Source organism: Cryobacterium sp. PH31-AA6 (assembly GCF_030063195.1).
GTDB lineage: Bacteria > Actinomycetota > Actinomycetes > Actinomycetales > Microbacteriaceae > Cryobacterium.
This window is the reverse complement of sequence record NZ_JASISS010000022.1, coordinates 20357-40711: the sequence shown is the minus strand read 5'-3', so window position 1 is coordinate 40711 and position 20355 is coordinate 20357. Positions and strand designations below refer to the sequence as shown.

The following is a 20355-nucleotide window of genomic DNA, read 5'->3' as shown; positions in this document are numbered from 1 at the left end:
TCTGCACTAGCCTCGACACGTGGCAGAAAGCGTCGAAGTCCTGATTACCGCGTCCGTCCTCCCGAATTACGCGCATCCGGGCGATGCCGGGGCAGATCTGCACTCCGCGGAGGCACTCGTGCTGAACCCCGGTGAGCGAGCCCTCGTCGGGACCGGAGTCGCGATCGCTCTTCCCGACGGATACGCCGCGTTCGTGGTGCCCCGGAGCGGGCTCGCCGTGAAGCACGGCATCACCATCGTCAACGCGCCGGGCACTGTCGACGCCGGCTATCGCGGCGAGATCAAGGTCACCCTGCTGAACACCGATTCCTCGGCGGCCTTCCCGATCGCCGTGGGCGACCGGATCGCCCAGCTCATCATCATGCCCGTCGCCAGGGCCGCTTTCATCCCCGTTGAACGGCTGCCGGGCAGCCAGCGCGGTGAAGGCGGATTCGGCTCGACGGGGCTCGGCCGGACACCCGCCGACGCCGCACAGGCCGCCGGCACCCCAGAATCAGGAGACACCCCGTGAGCGACATCGTGAACCCGGAAGAATTCCCGGAAACATTGGCCAAGTCGGCGCCGGAGGACCGGGAGACGGACGGACCGCTCGACGAGGCCGAGGCGAACCCGGTTCGACCGTACGTCGACCTCGGCGGCGTCAAGATCCTGCCCCGTGAGGGCCTCCACCTGCGCCTTGAAATCGAGGAGGGCAGCAAGCGCGTCGTCGCGATCGGTCTCGATTACGCCGGCTCGACGCTGCAGGTCCAGCCGTTCGCCGCGCCGCGGTCAAGCGGACTGTGGCACGAGATCCGCGACCAGATCGCCGACCAGATCGGAAAGCAGGGCGGAACGACGACCCTGCGCGAGGGCCCGTTCGGCCCCGAACTCGTCGCGGAAATTCCGGTCGCGCCCGGCTCCGGCGGCGACGAGTCGAGCCGTCTGGCCCGGTTCATCGGCGTCGACGGCCCCCGCTGGTTCCTCCGCGGTGTGATCGCCGGTGAGGGCGCCGTCAACGCGGACGCCGCCGCCCAGATCGAAGACCTGTTCCGCAGCATCGTCGTCGTGCGTGGTTCGGCACCGATGCCGCCCCGCGACCTGATCCCGCTCCGGATGCCGGCCACGCCGTCCGGCGCCGCAGAGCCGACCGACGGCTGACCGGCCACTCCAGCAGGAAGAACGCCCGAATGACGGACGCACAGCAATCGCCCGACGAGCCCGAGGCCGAGCCGAAACCGGATCCCGAGCCGAGTGAGGCTGCTGCGGCGTCGGCCGGCACCGGCACCGGTCCCGCCGTCTCGGAGACATTCGCCGAGGGAATGGCCGCTGCGGCCCGGCGCGCCGGTTTCGCGCCCGCCGCCGACGGAGAGCCGGTCAACGGCCATGCCCTGCTCGCGGCGATGGGCGGCATCCGCGGCCTGGTCGAGGCTGTGCTGCCCGGCCTCGTCTTCCTCGTCGTCTACACCCTCACCCGGCGCACCATTCCCGACCAGTCGCTCGTGCTCTCCCTGATCGCTCCGGTGGTCATCGGCGTGGTGTTCCTGATCCTCCGGCGTGCGGTCCGGCAGACCGTGACGCCGGCGATCGGCGGACTGTTCGGCGCGGGATTCAGCGCCGTTCTCGCCCTGTTCTCCGGCAATGCGGCGGATGCCTTCCTGCCGGGTTTCTGGACCAACGGCGTCTACGGCGCGGTACTGCTGGTCTCGGCGTTGGTCGGCTGGCCGGTCCTCGGCCTCGCGGTGGGCTTCCTGATGAACGACGGCATCACCTGGCGCGACGACCCGTCCAAGCGGCGGGTCCTGACCGTGCTCACGCTGTGCTGGGCCGCGCTCTTCGCGCTCCGCCTGATCGTGCAATTGCCGCTGTACTTCGCCGACAACGTCGAGTGGCTCGGCGCGGCCAAGCTGATCATGGGCATTCCCCTCTATGCCCCGCTTCTGGTGGTGTCCTGGTTGGTGGTGCGGTCGATCTATCCGGCGCCGGGCAGTGCGGGAACGACGTCGGCCGGGGCGAGCGAGGACTGACCACAATGGCCGTCGGCGACGAGCTCCCGGGCCTCACGGCCGGGGAAGTGGCGCAGCGACTGGCCGACGGGCGCGCCAATGACGCGCCGCAGCCGACGTCCCGCACCGTGGCGGACATCCTCCGGGAGAACGTCTTCACCCTCTTCAATGCCATCCTCACCGTCTGTTTCGCCGCTGTGCTGCTGCTCGGTGACCTGCGCGACGGACTGTTCTACGGCGTCGTGGTCGCGAATGCGCTGATCGGCATCGTGCAGGAGGTGCGCGCGAAGCTCGTGCTCGACAGGCTGGCGCTCCTCTCCACCCCGGAGGTCGCGGTCAAACGCGACGGGTTGCGGGAGATCGTGCCCCTGGCCGGGGTGGTGCAGGACGACATCCTCGTCTTGAGGCCCGGCGACCAGGTGCCCGCGGACGCCACGGTGCTGGCCGGCGATGACCTCGTCGTCGACGAGGCCATGCTCACCGGAGAATCGGACCCGGTCGTCAAGGTCGTCGGCGATCCGCTGCTCTCCGGCTCCCATATCGTCGGCGGATCCGGCTACGCGCGGGTCACGGCGGTCGGCGCCGCGTCCTACGCGAACCGGCTGACAACCGAGATCAAACGGCACTCGCTCGTGCACTCCGAGTTGCGGGCCGCCACCAACCGCATCCTCGTGGTCCTGTCCTGGATCCTCGGCCCGGTCATCCTGGTCACGCTGCTGGGCCGGGTGTCGACCTACGGCGGCGTGGCCGAAATCGCGAACCTCGGCGACGGCGACTGGCGCGCCGCCCTCCGGGACGCCGTGGCCAGTGTGGTCGGCATGATCCCGGAGGGACTCGTGCTGCTGATCAGCCTCGCCTTCGGCGTGGCCGCGATCCGGCTGGCCGGGCACAAGGTGTTGATCGAGGAGCTCGCCGCCGTCGAGGTGCTCGCCAGGGTCGACGTGCTCTGCCTCGACAAGACCGGCACGCTCACCAGCGGTGAGCTCGTGTTCGACCGGATCGTGTTCGATCCGGCGGTCGACGCCGATCCCGGCCTCGGCGCGGCGGCCGCCCGGGCCCTCGGTGCGTTCGGAGCGGACGACGCCGGCAACCTCACCGCGAGGGTGCTCGGCGGCCACTTCTCCACCGACGGCGCAACCATTTCGACACGGCTGCCGTTCGGCTCGGTCCGGAAATACAGCGGTGTGGCCCTGGAACACGAGGGTGAACCGTCGGCCTGGCTGTTCGGCGCACCGGAACGACTCCTGGCCAATCACCCGGACCGCCTCGCCGCCGCGAACGACATCGCGGCGACCGGGCACCGCACCCTCGCCCTGGTGCGCCTGCACGGGGACCTGCCGCCGGATGCCGCCACCGACCCGTCCGATGCGGACCTGACTCCCGCCGCGCTCGTGGTGTTCCGCGAATCCGTGCGCCCGCAGGCGACCGAGACCCTGGCGTACTTCGCAGGGCAGGGCGTGCGCGTGGTCGTGATGAGCGGCGACAATCCCCTCACCGTCGCCGCCCTCGCCAGGCGGCTCGGGCTGCCGGGGGAGACTGTCAATGCGGCGAGCCTGGACGACGATGACGCGCTGACGGCCGCACTGGGCAGGGCGAACCTGTTCGGGAGAGTGAGCCCCGACCAGAAACGACGGGTCGTCGCCATCCTCCAGTCGCAGGGCCGCACCGTCGCGATGACCGGCGACGGAGTCAACGATGCCATGGCCATCAAGGACGCCGACCTGGGCATCGCCATGGGCGCGGCAACCCCGGCGACCAAGGCGGCGTCCAGGCTGGTGCTTCTCGACAATCGGTTCGACCGGCTGCCGGAGGTGCTCGATCTTGGCCGTCGGGTCATCGCGAACGTCGAGAGGGTGGCGAACCTCTTCCTGTCGAAGACGGTCTACGGGATCCTGATCGCCCTGACCATGGCCGCCCTGGCCCTGCCGTTCCCCTTCCTGCCGCGCCAGCTGACCCTCGTATCCGCCCTCGCGATCGGAATCCCCTCCTTCGTGCTGGCCCTCGCCCCGAACAAGCGCATCTACACGCCCGGGGTGCTGCGTCGGATCGTGCGCTACGCCGTGCCGACCGGGATCATCGCGGCCGCGACAGCGCTCTCGGCGTTCCTCCCGCTCTACCACCGGGTGCCGCTGGGCGAGGCGAGGAGCGTCACCACGGTGGCTCTGTTCGTCGTGTCGCTGGCGATTCTGGTGGCGCTGGCCCGCCCACTGACCGGGCCGCGGCTCGCCCTGGTGGTGACCATGACGGTGGCCATGGTCCTTGCCTGCTCGGTGCCGTTCGGCCGGATGTTCTTCGCCATCTCGGTACAACCGAACCCCGCCCTCGCGTTCGGGATCGGCGTCGGACTGCTCGGAGCGGCGGGCATCGAACTGGTCTATCGGTCAGCCAGACGCCGCGGAGTCATCTTCGACCGGGTCTAGTTCACGAAATACCGTCCCGGATGCGGTCTCGCCGTCGAGGCCACGCTAGAGTTATCTCTACGTCAAGATAGTTTGGCGAACGGCATCGACCGGGTGCCGCGCCCGCTGGTTAGGTTACCCTTGCTGGCAGGGACAGCTCTCCGGTCGTCAGGATTGAGATCGCGGACGGGTTCCCGTCGGTTTCCACGAAGGAGAGGGCCACGTGTCTGCAGTAAACAGCTTTGGAGCAAAGGACACCCTGCGGGTCGGTTCGACGGACTATGAGGTCTATCGTCTCGATGCGGTCGAGGGTTCCCGCAAATTGCCGTTCAGTCTCAAGGTGCTGCTGGAGAATCTTCTCCGCACGGAGGACGGCGCCAACATCACCGAGGAGCACATTCGCGCCCTCGGCGCCTGGGTCCCCACCGCGGAGCCGGACACCGAGATCCAGTTCACGCCCGCCCGCGTGATCATGCAGGACTTCACCGGCGTGCCCTGCATCGTCGACCTCGCCACCATGCGCGAGGCGGTCGCCGAACTCGGTGGCGACGCCAGCAAGATCAACCCGCTCGCCCCGGCCGAGCTCGTCATCGACCACTCCGTCATCGCCGACCTGTTCGGTAGCGAGGACGCCCTCGAACGCAACGTGGAGATCGAGTACCAGCGCAACGGCGAGCGGTACCAGTTCCTCCGCTGGGGCCAGACCGCGTTCGACGACTTCAAGGTCGTCCCACCCGGAACCGGCATCGTGCACCAGGTCAACATCGAATACCTTGCCCGCGTCACGATGACCCGCGAGGTCCCTTCGACAGGCTCAGGACAAGCAACAGTACTGCAGGCCTACCCGGACACCTGCGTCGGCACCGACTCGCACACCACCATGGTCAACGGCCTCGGCGTGCTCGGCTGGGGCGTCGGCGGCATCGAGGCCGAGGCGGCCATGCTCGGCCAGCCCGTCTCCATGCTCATTCCCAAGGTCGTCGGTTTCAAACTGACCGGTTCCATCCCGACCGGGGTCACCGCCACGGATGTCGTGCTCACCATCACCCAGATGCTCCGTAAGCACGGTGTGGTCGGCAAGTTCGTCGAATTCTACGGCGAGGGCGTCGCCCAGGTGCCGCTGGCCAACCGTGCGACCATCGGCAACATGAGCCCCGAATTCGGCTCGACCGCCGCCATGTTCCCCATCGACGACGTCACCCTCGGCTACCTGCGCCTCACCGGCCGCAGCGAGGAGCAGGTCGCCCTGGTCGAGGCCTACGCGAAGCTGCAGGGCCTCTGGCACGACCCAAGCCAGGAGCCTGTTTTCAGCGAGTACCTGGAAATCGACCTCGGCACCGTCGTCCCCTCGATCGCCGGGCCGAAGCGCCCGCAGGACCGGGTCGAGCTCAGCCGGGCGAAGACGCAGTTCGAGCTGGATCTCCAGAGCTACGCCAGCCAGGACTTGTCGATGGTCGATGCGGCCGTCGAGGCGACCTTCCCGGCATCCGATCCGATCGGGTTCACCGCCCAGGACGAGTCGAGCGCCCACCAGCTCTCGCACCGCCACGTGAGCCACGCTCCGGCATCCGTGTCGAGCCCCGTGCCGATCACCACGGCGGACGGGGCGAGCTACACCCTCGACCACGGAGCCGTCGCCGTCGCCGCCATCACGTCGTGCACGAACACCTCCAACCCCAGCGTCATGCTCGCTGCGGGCCTGCTGGCCCGCAACGCGGTCAAGAAGGGCCTCAAGAGCAAGCCGTGGGTCAAGACCACCCTCGCGCCCGGCTCGAAGGTCGTCACCGACTACTACGCGAAGGCCGGCCTCACCGACGACCTCGAGGCCCTCGGCTTCTACACCGTCGGCTACGGCTGCACCGTCTGTATCGGCAACACCGGCCCGCTGATCGACGAGGTCTCCGCCGCGATCAACGAAAACGACCTCGCCGTCACCGCCGTGCTCTCGGGCAACCGCAACTTCGAGGGCCGGATCAGCCCCGACGTCAAGATGAACTACCTGGCCAGCCCGCCCCTGGTCATCGCGTACGCCCTTGCCGGGTCGATGAACTTCGACTTCGAGACGGATTCCCTCGGCACCGACCACGACGGTAACGATGTTTTCCTCAAGGACATCTGGCCGGACTCCGCCGAGGTGCAGTCCACGATCGACAGCTCGATCGACACCGCGATGTTCACCAAGGAATACGGTGAGGTCTTCGAGGGCGACGAGCGCTGGCGCGCCCTGCCCACGCCCGACAGCGAGGTCTTCGAATGGGATCCCGAGTCGACCTATGTGCGGAAGCCCCCGTACTTCGACGGGATGACGCTGGAGACCAGCCCGGTCACCGACATCTCGGGAGCCCGCGTGCTGGCCAAGCTCGGCGACTCCGTCACGACCGACCACATCAGCCCGGCCGGCAACATCAAGGCAGACAGCCCCGCCGGCGCCTACCTGATGGAGCACGGCGTTGCCCGTGGCGACTTCAACTCCTACGGATCGCGTCGCGGCAACCACGAGGTCATGATCCGTGGCACGTTCGCGAACATCCGTCTGCGCAACCAGCTCCTGGACGGCGTCGAGGGCGGTTACACCCGCGACTTCACCGTCGACGGCGGGCCGCAGTCGTTCATCTACGACGCGAGCCAGAACTACCAGGCCGCCGGCACGCCGCTCGTCATCTTCGGTGGCAAGGAATACGGCTCCGGCTCGTCCCGTGACTGGGCAGCCAAGGGAACCAGCCTGCTGGGCGTGAAGGCCGTCATCACCGAGAGCTTCGAGCGGATCCACCGCTCGAACCTGATCGGGATGGGTGTCGTTCCGCTGCAGTTCCCCGCCGGCGAGAGCTGGGCGTCCCTGGGCCTTGACGGCACAGAGGTCGTCTCGATCTCCGGCATCGAGGAGCTCAACAACGGAGCCACGCCGAAGACGGTCCACGTGACCGCCGCGCCGAGTGCCGACTCGGCAGCCGGCAAGGCCACCGTGGAGTTCGACGCGGTCGTGCGCATTGACACACCGGGCGAGGCGGACTACTACCGCAACGGCGGCATCCTGCAGTACGTGCTGCGGTCGCTCGTCTCCTAGCAGCCCCGGCCGGGCCAACTCCCGGCCAGCTCCCCAACCGGCGCGTAGAATCGATCTGATCGACTCTGCGCGCCGGTGTCATTCGACGCCGGGCCAACGTGAAAGGTGTTCTAGATGGGTCTTCTGGAGACAATTTCCGGTCCCCGCGATCTCGATGGTCTCTCCAACCAGCAGCTCATCGAGCTGGCCGCCGAGGTGCGGCACTTCCTGGTCAGCGAGGTGGCGAAGACGGGCGGGCACCTGGGTCCCAACCTGGGCGTGGTCGAGATGACCATCGCCATCCACCGGGTCTTTGAATCCCCGCGGGACGCGATCGTCTTCGACACCGGCCACCAAACCTACGTGCACAAGATGCTCACCGGGCGGCAGGATTTCAGCAAGCTCCGTCAGCGTGGCGGCCTCGCCGGCTACCCGCAGCGTTCAGAGTCCGTGCACGACATCGTCGAGAGTTCACACGCCTCCAGCTCGCTCTCCTGGGCCGACGGCATCTCCCGCGCCTTCGAGATGACCGGGCAGAGCGACCGGCACGTGATCGCCGTCGTGGGAGACGGATCCCTCACCGGTGGCATGACCTGGGAGGCCCTCAATAACATCAGCGACGACAACACCCGTCGCCTGATCATCGTCGTCAACGACAACGGCCGCTCCTACGCCCCTACCATCGGCGGCATGGCGCGGTTCCTCAATACCGTGCGCACCCGGAAGAGCTATCGGGACGCGTATTTGACCAGTCGTCAGGCCTTCGACCATCTGGGGGCCCCGGCACGGGCATTCTTCCGCGGCGTGCGCGGTGGGATGCACGGCTTCCTCGCCCGGTTCTCCAACAACGAGGCGCTCTACTCGAACCTGGACATCAAGTACATCGGTCCGGTCGACGGCCACGACATGGATGCCATGCTTCAGGCGCTGCGGCAGGCCAAGGGATACGGCGCTCCGGTGATCGTGCACACGATCACGCAGAAGGGCAAGGGTTACGACCCCGCCATGCGCGACGTCGCCGACCAGTTCCACGCCGTCGGGCAGATCGACCCGGAAACCGGGGAATCGACCGAGTCGGCCGGAAAACCATCCTGGACCTCGGTCTTCGCCGACGAACTCCTGCGTCTGGCGACCCTCGACGAGCGGATCGTGGCCATTACCGCCGCGATGCTGCGTCCGACCGGCCTGCACAAGATGGCCGAGAAGTTCCCGGACCGCGTTCACGACGTGGGAATCGCCGAGCAGCACGCCGTGACCAGCGCCGCCGGCCTGGCCTTCGGCGGACTGCACCCGGTCGTCGCGCTCTACGCCACGTTCGTCAACCGGGCATTCGACCAGGTGCTGATGGATGTCGCGCTGCACAAGGCCGGCGTCACGTTCGTTCTCGACCGTGCGGGCGTCACCGGCCCCGATGGCCCGAGCCATCATGGCATCTGGGACCTGGCGATCCTGCAGGTCGTGCCAGGCATCCGTCTGGCTGCGCCCCGGGACTCCGAGCGACTGCGCGAGGAACTCGACGAGGCCGTCACGGTCGACGACGGACCAACCGTGCTGCGCTTCCCGAAGGGGAGCACCGGCGTCGATTACGACGCCATCCGTCGTCTCGACGACGGCGTGGACGTGCTTCTGGAATCCAGCCAGAAGGATGTGCTCATCGTGACCGTCGGGCCGATGGCCGGGATGGGCCTCGAGGTGGCGCAGCGTCTCGCGGCGCAGGGGATCGGTGCGACAGTCGTCGATCCGCGCTGGGTTGTACCCGTGCCGGCGAGCATTGTCGCCCTCGCGGCCGAGCACCGGATTGTCGTCACGATCGAGGACGGCATCCGGGTCGGCGGCATCGGGACCCGGATCCGCCAGGACATGCGCGAGGCCGGCGTCGACACGGCGGTGACCGAGCTGGGCCTTCCTGACCAGTTCCTCGACCACGGCACCAGGGCCGAGATCTTCGAGCAGGTGGGCCTCACCCCGCAGCACATCGCCCGCGACGTGGTCGCGATGGTCCTCGGCAGCAAGATTCCCCATGCCAGACCGCTGCCGGAAAACCACACCGACACCGGCTCGATCACCGTGGACCGCGCCCAAACAGACTGAGCCCCACCGGTGGTCGAGCCCGTCGAGACCCCGCCACCGGTGGTCGAGCCAGTCGAGACCCCGCCGCCGGTGGTCGACCCCGTCGAGACCCCGCCGCCTCCGGTGGTCGACCCCGTCGAGACCCGCGCCCCGGTAGTCGAGCCCGTCGAGCCCCCGCCCCCACCGGTGGTCGACCCCGTCGAGACCCCGCCACCGGTGGTCGAGCCCGTCGAGACCCGCGCCCCGGTGGTCGAGCCCGTCGAGACCCCGCGACACGACCTCGAACACAGCGACGATATCCAGTCCAATATTACCTGAGCAACTCTCGCTTTCCTGTTCGATTTACGGTACAATGGGGGCATGGCAGCAGCCTCAGCCCCGCAGTCACCAGCCGCCCCGGCCGGAGCGGCAATCCCGCCCGCGTTCGGCGGCCCCCAGTCATTCGACCCTGAAGCGTCCGGCCCGGACACGTCTGGCCCGGCGCAGTTGATCGCCCGGGCACGCGACCTGATCGCGGCCGCGCTGGACCCGATCGTGTTCGGTGTCCTCAGCGACACGGATGCGGTCGCGGTCCTCGGCGCGGTCGAAGACCTCGGCCGCCGGGTCGACGCGGCCCGGGTCGGCGCCGCCGCAGAGGTCGGCGCCCGGGCCCGGAACGGCCTGGGCCATGACTCGTTGGCGTGGAAACTGGGCTGTCAGGGTCAGGTCGATCTGATCACCCGGGTGACCCGGGTCTCCGGCCGGGAAGCCACCCGCCGGCTTCGCCTGGGTGGGAATGTGGCCGAGCGGGTGAGCGTGGGCACGATACTGCCCCCGTACTTCCCAGCCGTGGCCGCAGGCCTGGCCGCGGGCGCGCTCGGCGTCGACGCGGCCGAGACGATCGTGGCCGCCCTCGACCAGGTCAGCCCGCGGGTCGCGCCCGATGATCTCTCCGCCGCCGAGCGCGCCCTGGTCGCCTCCGCGTCCGGGGCGATCACCGACGAAACCCGTGGTTTGCCCGGGGCGGGCTTCGCGTTCCCCGCAGACCTCGTCCGGGGTTTGGCCGCCCAGTGGCAGGCCCGCCTCGACCCCGACGGGGCCGCCCCGAGCGAATCCCTCCTCGAGCCGCGCAGCACCGTCGGGTTCGGCCGCCTCACCCGCGGGGTGTACCCGTTGCGGGGAGCGGTCACCGCAGACCTCCGCGGGATCCTCAACGGGGTCTTCGACACCTACCTCTCCGCCCGAGCCACCCCCGCGTTCCCGACCGAGGACGAACAGGCCCTGATCCAGGCCGGGGAACTCATCCCCGGCGCCGACCACGCGGCCTGCACCGATGACCGCACCGGCGGGGAGAAACGAGCGGACATCCTCCGCGGCGTGTTCACCGCCGCCGCCCGCCACCCCGACACCCCGAAAATGGGCGGTGCCGCCCCCACCGTGATGGTCCACATCAACGCAACCGACCTCCTGGCCGAGACCGGCGTCGGCTGGATCGACGGGGTCGAGGCGCCCGTGTCCCTCCGCACCGTGAAACAACTCATCTGCACCGGCGGCTACCAGAAGATCCTCTTCGGTGAGAACGGGGACGTGCTCTACCTCGGCACCAAAGAACGCTTCTTCAGCACCGCCCAACGCCGCGCCATCACCGCCCGCGACGGCGGCTGCATCATCCCCGGCTGCCCCATCGCCGCCCGGTGGTGCGAAGTCCACCACGTCATCCCCTGGCAAAAACACGGCACAACCGACATCGACAACGGTGTCCTGTTGTGTTGGTACCACCACCACAGCATCGACACCTCAGGCTGGCGAATCCGGATGATCCGCGGCAAACCCCAGGTCGCCGCCCCCACCTGGGCCGGCACCACCACCACCTGGATCCCCGGCGCCACCCACCGCGCCCAACACCCCACCCACACCCCGGTCTCGACAGGCTCGACCACCGGGCCAGGCTGACCCTCAGGGTCTCGACGGGCTCGACCACCGGGCCAGGCTGACCCTCAGGGTCTCGACGGGCTCGACCACCGGGCCGGGCTGAGCGTCCGCGAGGGTCTCGACAAGTTCGACCACCGGGCCGGGCTGAGCGTCCGCGAGGGTCTCGACAAGTTCGACCACCGGGCCGGGCTGAGCGTCCGCGGGGTCTCGACGGGCTCGACCACCGGGCCGGGCTGAGCGTCCGCGGGGTCTCGACGGGCTCGACCACCGGGCCGCTCGACCACCGGGCCGCTCGACCACCGGGCCGCTCGACCACCGGGCCGGGGTGACCCTCCGCGGGGTGCCGAGGCGGTCGCGTTCCACCCTTCCCTGCGCCCCACACTGGGGGTATAGTTCGCGCGGGCGCCCGGGTCGAGAATGCCACCTGACTGCTAGATTTGGCTGAGGTGGTCATCCGATCGCCGGTGAGACGGTTCATACGTCTTTCGCAAAAAGCACACCCGTTGAAAGGCGGGGTCGCAAAGGCACGGGACCTTCGGGTCAGCCGGCCTACCGATTGAACAGGGCCGCAGCAGATGAGCTTTCCATTCCTGGAGACCGACGCAAGCGTCGAGTCCGCTGGTGTGACGCAGCGTAATGCCGCCCTGATCGCGCCCCGGTCGACAGCCCTGTTGTCGCGGCGGCCGTCACCCCTCAAACTCCATCAATCCGTCGTCGACTTGGGTAAGCAGACGACGGACTGAGGGAAGTCAGGTCGACCTTCGGGTGGTCGCCCTGACGCGGAATTGCGATCGGGGACCGATTCGGGTTCGGTCCCCCATCGCACTTCCGCAAGGCAATCGCATTCACCGCACGGCAGGGGAGCTGCCAGGCGAATCACTTCGCCATGCACGTCCGCCACTGCCGTTTGTCACGAACGCAGCACTAGAAAGACCGGTAGCAACACCATGGCCAAGAAACCATTCGGCCGCCTTCGCAAACTACCGCGTCGCCTCGGGGTGCAGCTGGCCGCGGCCATGCTCGTCGTCTCCGTGCCGCTCGTGATCATCTCGGCGGTCGTGCTGACCTCTGAGTCGGCGACCAGCCTCACCGCGGCGGCAAAAGACAAGGGAGTCACGCTGGCCAGAACGGTCACGCTTCGCCTGGAGGACTGGATTGTCGAGCGCAAGAGCGACGTGTCGGTTGTGGCTGCCTCGGCCGGCGACCAGCTCGACAGCCCGATACTCGCAACCCGCCTGGCCAAGATCGACCAGGCCTCCGGCAGCTACACGGTGATCGAGATCACGGATGTCACGGGCGCCGTACTGTCCACCAGCAAGCCCGGTGTCACCCTCGATCCCACCGGCCAGGACTGGTTTCGCTTGGCGGTTGCCGGCGAGTCGGTCTTCACCCCGCTGACTCTTCAGGGCGATCGGCTGAACTGGGTCATCGCGCAGCCGTTACTGGCCGACGATGGTTCGGTGCGCGCCGTCATCATCGCCAACCTGAATCCGACCGCACTGAGCGGCCTGCTCAACCCCAAGCTGAGCAAAGGGGACTCGGTCGTAGCGGTCGACTCGCTCAACCGCCTGATCTACAGCACGGAGACGATGGGCAGCGCGACGGAGCAGTCCGCGTTGCTGGCCGGGGGAATGATCACGACCACGGTCAACAATGAGGCCACCGCGAAGGCGACCCGCACCGGCGCATCCGGCACCGCCCGATTCATCGATTCCAAGGACAGAGACCTGATCGCCGGCTTCGATGTCGTCGAAGGCCTGGACTGGGTGCTCATCGTGGAGCAGCAGGCCGGCACCGTGCTCGCCCCGGTGGAGACTCAGGTGCAACGGTCCTTCCTGCTCGCGGTCATCGGTGTGCTGATCGCCATCCTGGCCTCGAGCGTGATGGCCTGGAGCGCCACCCGGCCGGTACGCAAGCTGACCGCGGTCGCTCGACGGGTGACCCGCGGCGATCTGCTGGCGCGCGCGGTGCCCACCGGACCAACCGAAATGGTGCTGCTCGCCGACTCGCTCAACGCCATGCTCAACACCAGTCAAGGGCTCATCGCCCGGTTGGAGGGGGCCGGGGTTGAGGTGAATTCCGCGGCCACCGAGCTGTCGGCATCCTCCGACGAGCTCGCCGCGATCACCACCCAGCAAAGCGCCGCAGTCACCCAGGCCACCGCCACCACCGAGGAACTGGCGCGGTCATCGGTGGCGATCGCCGACACCGTCGACGATGTCGCCCGCCAGACCGCCGAGACGCGGCGCAACCTCGAACAGGCCGAGGCGGACATCCTCGTCTCGAGCGAGCGCACCCTGGCGCTGGCCAGCCGGGTCAACGACATCGAGTCGCTGCTGGTGCTCATCAACGACATCGCCGACCAAACCAACCTGCTCGCCCTCAACGCAGCGATCGAGGCGGCCAGGGCCGGCGAACACGGCCGCGGTTTCGCGGTCGTCGCCGACGAGGTGCGCCGCCTGGCTGAGCGGTCCAAGTCGAGCGCCGGCGACATCGCCGCGATCGTCACGGCCGTTCAGCGCGAAACCAACGCCACGGTTATGGCGATGGAAAAGGGTGCGAAGCAGATGCAACAGGGTCTGCTCCAGCTCGAAGCCGTGACGGATGCCAATGGCCAGGTCAGCCTGACCACCCAGCAGCAGCGCAGTGCGACCGCGCAGGTTGTGGAGACCATGGAACAGCTCGCCGATGCGAGCCGTCAGATCTCGATCACGGCTCGGCAGATCGCGGCCTCTGCCGGCGACCTGGCCGACCTTGCCCACCACCTCGAAGCCTCCCCTGAGGCGGGCAACGGGGAGCAATGACCGCATCAGACGCGCTTCTGGTTCCCGTGGGGGAGGACCTCTTCGCCGTGTCGATCGGCCGGGTAAGTCAGGTGGTGGTCGCACCACCGCTCACCCGGCTGGTCACCGCACCCTCCCACGTGCTCGGCCTTTTCAACCTGCGCGGGCAGATCGTGCCGTTGCTCGATACCGCCGCGCTACTCGGCCTACCGGTCGGGCAGGCGACGGCGTTCGCGGTCGTGCTGCAGTCCAGGCACGGCCTGATCGCCATCGCGGCAACCGCCTTCCCCAGCCGAGTCGGTCTCGGCGACCAGGTCGGTCCGTCCGACCTGCCCGGCACGGCCGGCAGGTACCGGGTGAAGGATCGTGTCGTCGTGCGGCTCGATCCCGACCTGCTCCTGGCCAGGGATCGTCTGGTGCGCGCCGGTGAGAATACCGTGTCGGTCCCGCCAACGGTCGGAGCGACCGAGGCCGTGGGCGCGATCACCAGGGGAGGGGCAGCCGGATGAGCATCCTCGGGATGGACCAGATCCGCGCGCTCTTCGCTCAGGAAGCCGAGGTGCGCCTGGCCGACCTCGATCGGCTGCTGCTCCAGCTGGAGCAACACGGTGACGATGGGACCCTGATCCGATCCATTTTTCGTGAGCTGCACACCCTGAAAGGCTCCGCCGCCGTTGCCGGGCTCGACGATGTGAGCCGGCTGGCGCACGAGCTCGAGGAACTCGTCGTGGAACTTCGCTCCGGTGCCCTGGCGGTCTCGCCGGCAATCATCGACACCCTGCTGGCCGGGGCAGACCAACTGGGCCGGGCCATCTCCGGTGAATCGGCCGGCGGGCCCGCCGCGAGCCCGGCCGGAGCAGAGCCGACCGTCGCGGAGCTGGTCATCGACGGCAAGGCCGGCGCCGTAGCCGGGGCTGACTCGCCCACGCACGACGTTCAGTCGACGCCGGTACCCGAACCCGGCGGCGTCGTCATGGTGCAGATGGAACGGCTTGACGAGCTGGTGCGCCTGATCGGGGAGTCGGCGTCGGCCCACCTGCGGATGGGCCGCATGCTGATGGAGAAATTCGGCGTCGACCCGACCCTGAACGCGGAATTCAACGAGCTTTCCCGCACCCTCAACGAGCTGCAGGAACGGGCCATGCGCACCCGGATGGTGCCCTTGTCGACCATCACCGACCGGCTCCAGCGGGCCGTGCGCGACCTGGCGCGGGAACAGGGAAAGACCATCCGCTGGGACGTGCGCGGGGCAGACACCGAATTGGACCGTGGCGTTCTCGTCGCGCTTTCCGACTCCCTGCTGCACCTGGTCCGAAACGCCGTCGACCACGGAATCGAAAGCGACGCGGTTCGCGTCGCGGCCGGCAAGCCGGTGGGCGGAACCATCCGCCTGCACGCCATGCAGCTCGGATCCGAGGTGATCGTGGCGATCACCGACGACGGAAACGGGATCGACACCACCCAGGTCAGGGCGCAGGCCGAGGGGCACGGCATCGACACGTCCCGGCTGAGCGACGAAGACGTCCTGCAATTGATCTTCCGGGCCGGACTGTCGACGACGACCTTCGTGACCGACCTGTCCGGGCGTGGCGTGGGCCTCGATGTCGTGCGCACCAGCGTGGAGGCCGCGCACGGGCGCGTCGAGGTGCGCTCGGAGACCGGTCGGGGCACCGAGTTCAGGGTCATCGTGCCGATCACCCTGGCGGTGCTGCGCTGTCTGTTGGTCGAATCCGGCGGCCAGCGCTTTGCGCTACCGTTCCACCGGGTCGTGCTCTCCCAGCGGTTCGACCAGTCCGGGCAGAGCAGCGCGGAAGGTCTTCCAGTGATCTGGGTTGAGGAACAGCCCGTTCCGGTCTCGGACCTCGCGGGCGCGCTCGGCATCGACGGTGGGCCGGCCGACGGACCGATCGTGGTGCTCGCCGACACCGCTCGCCGGCACGGCTTCCGGGTCGATCGGCTCGTCGGTCAGCGTGACGTGGTCATCAAGGGTCTCAGTTCGCTGTTGCCTCACCTTCCCGCCGTCGCCGGGGCCAGCGTGGAACCCGACGGTTCGATCCTCCTCGTGCTCGACCCGCCCGGGCTGATCCAGCGTGCACGCCAGGGCGCCAGGGGCGCGGCTCCCGTCCAGGTGACCCCGGCCACGTCCCAGGCCCGGCATGCCGCGACTCCGGCCGATGCGCCCCCGACTGAAGGATCGGGCGCTCCGCTGCAGCGGATCCTCGTCGTCGATGACGCTCTCACCATCCGGGAGCTGCAGCGGAGCATCCTGGAACGCGCCGGATTCCAGGTGCGCCTCGCCGTCGACGGCCTCGATGCCCTGGCCAAACTCGCCGAAGAACCCAGCGAGCTGATTCTCACGGACATCGAGATGCCGCTGATGGACGGTTTCGCGTTGACCGAAGCGGTGCGCGCGGCCCCCGGCCTGACCAACATCCCGATTCTCATTCTGAGTTCGCGCTCGAGCGAGGCCGACCGGCAGCGCGGCCTGGAGGCCGGCGCCGACGGCTTCATCCTCAAGAGCGGCTTCGACGAGGGCGCCCTGCTCGTCGCAGTGAACCGATTGATCGGGGCCCACCGATGACCGAGCCGGCTATCCGTCCTCGCCCGGGGCGACCCATCCGGCTGCTGTTCATCGACGACGCGCCCCTGGACCGCTCCCGGCTCGCCCGGATTCTGCAGAGTGACGGCGATATCGTCAGCCTCGGCCAGGTCCCGACCGGGCCGGCCGCCATCGGCCTCGTCGCGCGGGAGCATCCCGACGTCATCGTCCTCGGTGTCTCCACTCTGGATGGCACCGCCCAGAGCGTGATCGAGCAGGTCATGGCGCAGACTCCGACGCCCGTTCTCGTGCTCTCCACCCTGATCGAGGACCGGCAGTCGCCGAGAGCGGTAGAGGCGCTCGTGGCCGGTGCCCTCGATGTGCTTCCCGTTCCGCAGCGGTGGACCCCGGAGCTGGAGGCAGCCCTTCGCCGTACGGTCCGTCAGCTCAGCCGCGTGCAGACCATCCGGCATCCCCGTGGCGGGCTCGTCCGATCGGCCGCGGCCGCGCCCACCGCGCCCATCCGCAGCCGGCCGACCGTGGTGGCCCTGGCGGCCTCGACGGGCGGACCGAAGGCCCTCGCCACGGTACTGGCCGGGCTCGGCGGCCTGGCCGTTCCCGTGCTCGTTGTGCAGCACCTGCACCCGGATTTCACCGGCGGTCTCGTCGACTGGATGAGCCGGGTCTCAGCCCTGCCGGTGCAGGTCGCCGAGCACGGTCAGGAGGCGCGCCCCGGTCAGGTCTACCTGGCTCCGGGCGGCCTGCACCTGCGCCTGGCCGGGGGCATGCGGCTCGAGCTCGCCGCGACGCCGGTCACGATCCACCAGCCTTCGGCCAACGAACTTTTCCGTTCCGTCGCCCGGCACGCCGGCGCGGCCGGAATCGGCGTGATCCTCACCGGCATGGGCGACGACGGGGCCGAGGGGCTGCGGGATATCCAACGCGCCAACGGCCAGACCTTCGGCCAGGATGAGGAGACCTGCGCGGTCTTCGGCATGCCGCGCGCGGCCTACCGCCTGGGTGCGGTCAGTGATTTGCTGCCGATCGAGCAGCTGGCCGCCGCTGTGCTGCGATCCGCCGGACGGGGGACGACGTGAGCGGCGTGCCGACCGGCGGTGCCGGGGCGGACGTGACCGACGCGGTGATCGACCGGGTCGCCGAGATGCTGCGCGCGGCGGTCGGATTGCGTGCGGAGCCGACCCTTCGCGCCCGGCTGCGCCGGTGCATCCGGGACGAAATCGGCGACCACGGTCAGGACGCGGAGTCCTACCTCCGGGCCCTGTCGACCGGGACGGCGCTGCGGCAAAGCCTGCTCAATCGGATCACGGTTCAGGAAACCGGTTTCTTCCGCCACCCGGAGCACTTCGCGCTCCTGGAGAGTGAGATTCTGCCCACGACGAACCGACCGTTGTCGATCTGGAGCGCCGGCTGCGCGAACGGCCAGGAGGCGTACAGTCTGGCCATGCTGCTCGAAGAACAGCGCATCTCCGCCTCGGTCATCGCCACCGACATCTCCACGTCGGCGCTTGCCCGAACGGATGCCGGCCACTACTCGACCCGGGAGATCAGCGGGCTGACCCCCGAGCGGCGGGAACGACACCTGAACGCTGTCGGCGACGGCTGGGAGATCACGACCGCGCTCCGCACCCGGGTGAGCACGATGCACCACAACCTGATCGACCCGCTACCCGCCCAGGTCCGGTCGTGCCAGATCGTCTTCTGCCGCAACGTGCTGATCTATTTCTCGCCGGAGCACGCCCGGATCTTTCTGAATCGGGTCGCCGAGGCGATGCCCACAGCGTGGTTGTTCCTCGGCTCCTCCGAGACGATCTGGGCGATCGGTGACGGCTACACCACCGTGCGATTCGGCGACACGTATGCGTACCGGCCGATCGCGGCCAAGCCGGTGTCGCCGCGCGAGGCGTCGCCCGCCCCGCCGGTCCAGCCCCCGTTGCGGTCCCGGCCGATCAGACCACCGGCCGCGCGCTCCATCGACGAGCCGGCCGTGGTCGCGGACCTGGCCCGCACCGGGCAGGTGGCGCTGGATGCCGGCGACCACGCGGCGGCCGTCGTGACCTTCCGCAAGTGGGCTTATCTCGCTCCGCAGGACGGGCTCGCCCATCTGCACCTCGGGCTCGCCCTTGAGGCGTCGGCGGACCCCGCCGCCGCTCAGCGCGCCTTCAGCGCAGCTCGCCGGGCCCTGGAGCTGGCCGAGCCGGCCGAGGTCGAACGCGCCATCGACGGGTACCCGATCGCTGAACTCCACAAACTTCTCGACGCCAAACAGCAGGAGCCAACCCGATGACGACCATGGTCTGTTTCCACGCCGCCGGGGCGGCCTATTGCCTCCCCGTCGAGGCGACCCGGGCGGTGCGCACGGCGGAGGGACTGATTCCCGTGCCCGGCTCATCCGCGGACATAGCCGGGGTCCTTCCCGGCGACCCGCCCCTGACCGTGCTCTCCGCCCTCGGCGGCGGCGGGAGCCAGGTGATTGTGGTCGAGTCGCGCGGCAAACCCTTCGGCCTGCTCGTCGACGTCGTCTCCGGGCTGCACCGGTTCGCCGACGACGAGGTCGGGCCGGCTCCGACCGGGCAGGATCCCTCCTACATCTGCGGACTGGTCGACGTGGACGGCGAGCTCGTGCTCGTCGCCGACCCCGAAGCACTGGCGGCCCGGCTGTGATTGCGGAACCGGGCACCACCACCGTGCTGATCACCGATGACTCACTGGTCATCCGAGCCGTCGTGCGCTCCCACCTCGAGACGGCGGGCTACAACGTGGTCGAGGCCGTCGACGGCCGGGCGGCCATCGAACACTGCCAACAGACCCCGCCGGATGTGATCCTGCTCGACATCGAGATGCCCGGACTCGACGGCTACGAGGTGTTGGCGGTTCTCAAGGCCGACCCGCTCCTGACGGACCTGCCCGTCGTCTTCCTCACCACCCTGACCGACATGGACAACGTGCTGCGGGGGCTGCGCGGCGGCGCCCACGACTACCTCAAGAAGCCGTTCGAACCCGCGGAACTCGTGGCGCGCGTCGCCGCGGCGGCCCACGTCAAGAAGCTCCAGGACCAACTTCGCCTCCGGAACTCCGAGCTCGATCTGCTCAGCCGCACCGATGTCCTCACCGGGTTGAACAACCGGCGCCACCTCGAATGGGTGCTGGCGCACTATCACGCCGATTCCCTGCGCCACCATGACCCGCTCAGCGTGCTCCTGCTGGACATCGACCACTTCAAACGCGTCAATGACGGTTTCGGGCACCCGGCCGGCGACGTGGTCCTCACCGAGTTCGCCAGTCGATTACGGGCAGAGCTGCGCGAGGGGGATGTCGCCGGTCGCTGGGGCGGCGAGGAATTCCTGGTCGTGCTCCCGCGCACCGGCAGCGAGGGTGCGTTCGCCCTCGCTGAACGCCTGAGGCTGGCGATCGAGGCGACCCCGATGCACGCCGACGGTGTGGCGATCTCGGTCACCGTGAGCGGTGGTTGTGCCCTCGGGCCTGTGGGCAGCGTGACGGAATTGGTGGGCCGGGCGGACACCCTCCTCTATTCGGCGAAGGGCGCAGGCCGCAATCGGATCGCGGTGGATTCAGCCGTGCCGTCCTTCGCCGGCTGAGGCAGCGCGCC

General features: G+C 68.9%; 16 protein-coding genes and 1 riboswitch. Of the genes, 15 read left to right on the top strand and 1 reads right to left on the bottom strand.

Features of this window, described 5'->3' with window-relative positions:
- Nucleotides 1–19 precede the first annotated feature (19 nt).
- The 8 genes from dut (at nt 20) to QMG61_RS13625 (ending at nt 11426) form a co-directional block, all read left to right on the top strand.
- A complete protein-coding gene (dut, locus tag QMG61_RS13660) occupies nt 20–511 on the top strand; it encodes a dUTP diphosphatase (RefSeq protein ID WP_283494878.1) in 492 nt (163 codons plus the stop codon).
- Nucleotides 508–1137 (top strand): DUF3710 domain-containing protein, encoded by a 630-nt coding sequence (locus tag QMG61_RS13655; protein ID WP_283494877.1) that lies wholly within the window; start codon nt 508–510, stop codon nt 1135–1137. Before dut ends, QMG61_RS13655 begins: the two co-directional genes overlap by 4 nt.
- A gap of 29 nt (nt 1138–1166) precedes the next feature.
- Nucleotides 1167–2003 (top strand): DUF3159 domain-containing protein, encoded by an 837-nt coding sequence (locus tag QMG61_RS13650; RefSeq protein WP_283494876.1) that lies wholly within the window; start codon nt 1167–1169, stop codon nt 2001–2003.
- A 5-nt stretch (nt 2004–2008) separates the two neighbouring features.
- Nucleotides 2009–4402, top strand: coding sequence for an HAD-IC family P-type ATPase (locus tag QMG61_RS13645; RefSeq protein WP_283494875.1), 2394 nt, complete (start codon nt 2009–2011; stop codon nt 4400–4402).
- 202 nt (nt 4403–4604) lie between these two features.
- On the top strand, nt 4605–7445 hold the full coding sequence (gene acnA, locus QMG61_RS13640; protein WP_283494874.1) for an aconitate hydratase AcnA: 2841 nt from the start codon (nt 4605–4607) through the stop codon (nt 7443–7445).
- 114 nt (nt 7446–7559) lie between these two features.
- Complete coding sequence (gene dxs, locus QMG61_RS13635) at nt 7560–9515, top strand: 1-deoxy-D-xylulose-5-phosphate synthase (RefSeq protein ID WP_283494873.1); 1956 nt, start codon at nt 7560–7562, stop codon at nt 9513–9515.
- A gap of 9 nt (nt 9516–9524) precedes the next feature.
- Complete coding sequence (locus QMG61_RS13630; RefSeq protein ID WP_283494872.1) at nt 9525–9812, top strand: hypothetical protein; 288 nt, start codon at nt 9525–9527, stop codon at nt 9810–9812.
- Between the two features lie 42 nt (nt 9813–9854).
- Nucleotides 9855–11426 (top strand): HNH endonuclease signature motif containing protein, encoded by a 1572-nt coding sequence (locus QMG61_RS13625; protein WP_283494871.1) that lies wholly within the window; start codon nt 9855–9857, stop codon nt 11424–11426.
- 3 nt (nt 11427–11429) lie between these two features.
- On the opposite strand, the gene QMG61_RS13620 is transcribed toward QMG61_RS13625, so the two are convergent.
- Nucleotides 11430–11585, bottom strand: coding sequence for a hypothetical protein (locus QMG61_RS13620; RefSeq protein ID WP_283494870.1), 156 nt, complete (start codon nt 11583–11585; stop codon nt 11430–11432).
- Nucleotides 11586–11888: 303 nt separating this feature from the next.
- Nucleotides 11889–11962: riboswitch (cyclic di-GMP riboswitch) on the top strand.
- 390 nt (nt 11963–12352) lie between these two features.
- Between QMG61_RS13620 and QMG61_RS13615 the strand changes: the two genes are divergently transcribed.
- The 7 genes from QMG61_RS13615 to QMG61_RS13585 are packed head-to-tail and all read left to right on the top strand — an operon-like array spanning nt 12353 to nt 20344.
- On the top strand, nt 12353–14209 hold the full coding sequence (locus QMG61_RS13615; protein ID WP_283494869.1) for a methyl-accepting chemotaxis protein: 1857 nt from the start codon (nt 12353–12355) through the stop codon (nt 14207–14209).
- Complete coding sequence (locus QMG61_RS13610) at nt 14206–14697, top strand: chemotaxis protein CheW (protein WP_283494868.1); 492 nt, start codon at nt 14206–14208, stop codon at nt 14695–14697. Before QMG61_RS13615 ends, QMG61_RS13610 begins: the two co-directional genes overlap by 4 nt.
- Complete coding sequence (locus QMG61_RS13605) at nt 14694–16769, top strand: hybrid sensor histidine kinase/response regulator (RefSeq protein WP_283494867.1); 2076 nt, start codon at nt 14694–14696, stop codon at nt 16767–16769. The genes QMG61_RS13610 and QMG61_RS13605 overlap by 4 nt, the downstream gene beginning before the upstream one ends.
- Nucleotides 16766–17824: a chemotaxis protein CheB gene (locus QMG61_RS13600; protein ID WP_283494866.1), complete on the top strand. Its 1059-nt coding sequence runs from the start codon at nt 16766–16768 to the stop codon at nt 17822–17824. Before QMG61_RS13605 ends, QMG61_RS13600 begins: the two co-directional genes overlap by 4 nt.
- Complete coding sequence (locus QMG61_RS13595; protein WP_283494865.1) at nt 17821–19032, top strand: CheR family methyltransferase; 1212 nt, start codon at nt 17821–17823, stop codon at nt 19030–19032. Before QMG61_RS13600 ends, QMG61_RS13595 begins: the two co-directional genes overlap by 4 nt.
- Nucleotides 19029–19409 carry a chemotaxis protein CheW gene (locus QMG61_RS13590; RefSeq protein ID WP_283494864.1) on the top strand — a complete coding sequence of 127 codons (381 nt, stop codon included), beginning with the start codon at nt 19029–19031 and terminating at the stop codon, nt 19407–19409. The genes QMG61_RS13595 and QMG61_RS13590 overlap by 4 nt, the downstream gene beginning before the upstream one ends.
- On the top strand, nt 19406–20344 hold the full coding sequence (locus QMG61_RS13585) for a diguanylate cyclase (protein ID WP_283494863.1): 939 nt from the start codon (nt 19406–19408) through the stop codon (nt 20342–20344). Before QMG61_RS13590 ends, QMG61_RS13585 begins: the two co-directional genes overlap by 4 nt.
- Nucleotides 20345–20355: the final 11 nt, after the last annotated feature.

What these genes read in the sequence shown, in the direction of transcription:
- QMG61_RS13650 (WP_283494876.1), top strand. Translation starts at nt 1,167, where the DNA reads ATGACGGACGCACAGCAATCGCCCGACGAGCCCGAGGCCGAGCCGAAA.
- QMG61_RS13645 (WP_283494875.1), top strand. Translation starts at nt 2,009, where the DNA reads ATGGCCGTCGGCGACGAGCTCCCGGGCCTCACGGCCGGGGAAGTGGCG.
- dxs (WP_283494873.1), top strand. Translation starts at nt 7,560, where the DNA reads ATGGGTCTTCTGGAGACAATTTCCGGTCCCCGCGATCTCGATGGTCTC.
- QMG61_RS13625 (WP_283494871.1), top strand. Translation starts at nt 9,855, where the DNA reads ATGGCAGCAGCCTCAGCCCCGCAGTCACCAGCCGCCCCGGCCGGAGCG.
- QMG61_RS13615 (WP_283494869.1), top strand. Translation starts at nt 12,353, where the DNA reads ATGGCCAAGAAACCATTCGGCCGCCTTCGCAAACTACCGCGTCGCCTC.
- QMG61_RS13610 (WP_283494868.1), top strand. Translation starts at nt 14,206, where the DNA reads ATGACCGCATCAGACGCGCTTCTGGTTCCCGTGGGGGAGGACCTCTTC.
- QMG61_RS13605 (WP_283494867.1), top strand. Translation starts at nt 14,694, where the DNA reads ATGAGCATCCTCGGGATGGACCAGATCCGCGCGCTCTTCGCTCAGGAA.
- QMG61_RS13600 (WP_283494866.1), top strand. Translation starts at nt 16,766, where the DNA reads ATGACCGAGCCGGCTATCCGTCCTCGCCCGGGGCGACCCATCCGGCTG.
- QMG61_RS13590 (WP_283494864.1), top strand. Translation starts at nt 19,029, where the DNA reads ATGACGACCATGGTCTGTTTCCACGCCGCCGGGGCGGCCTATTGCCTC.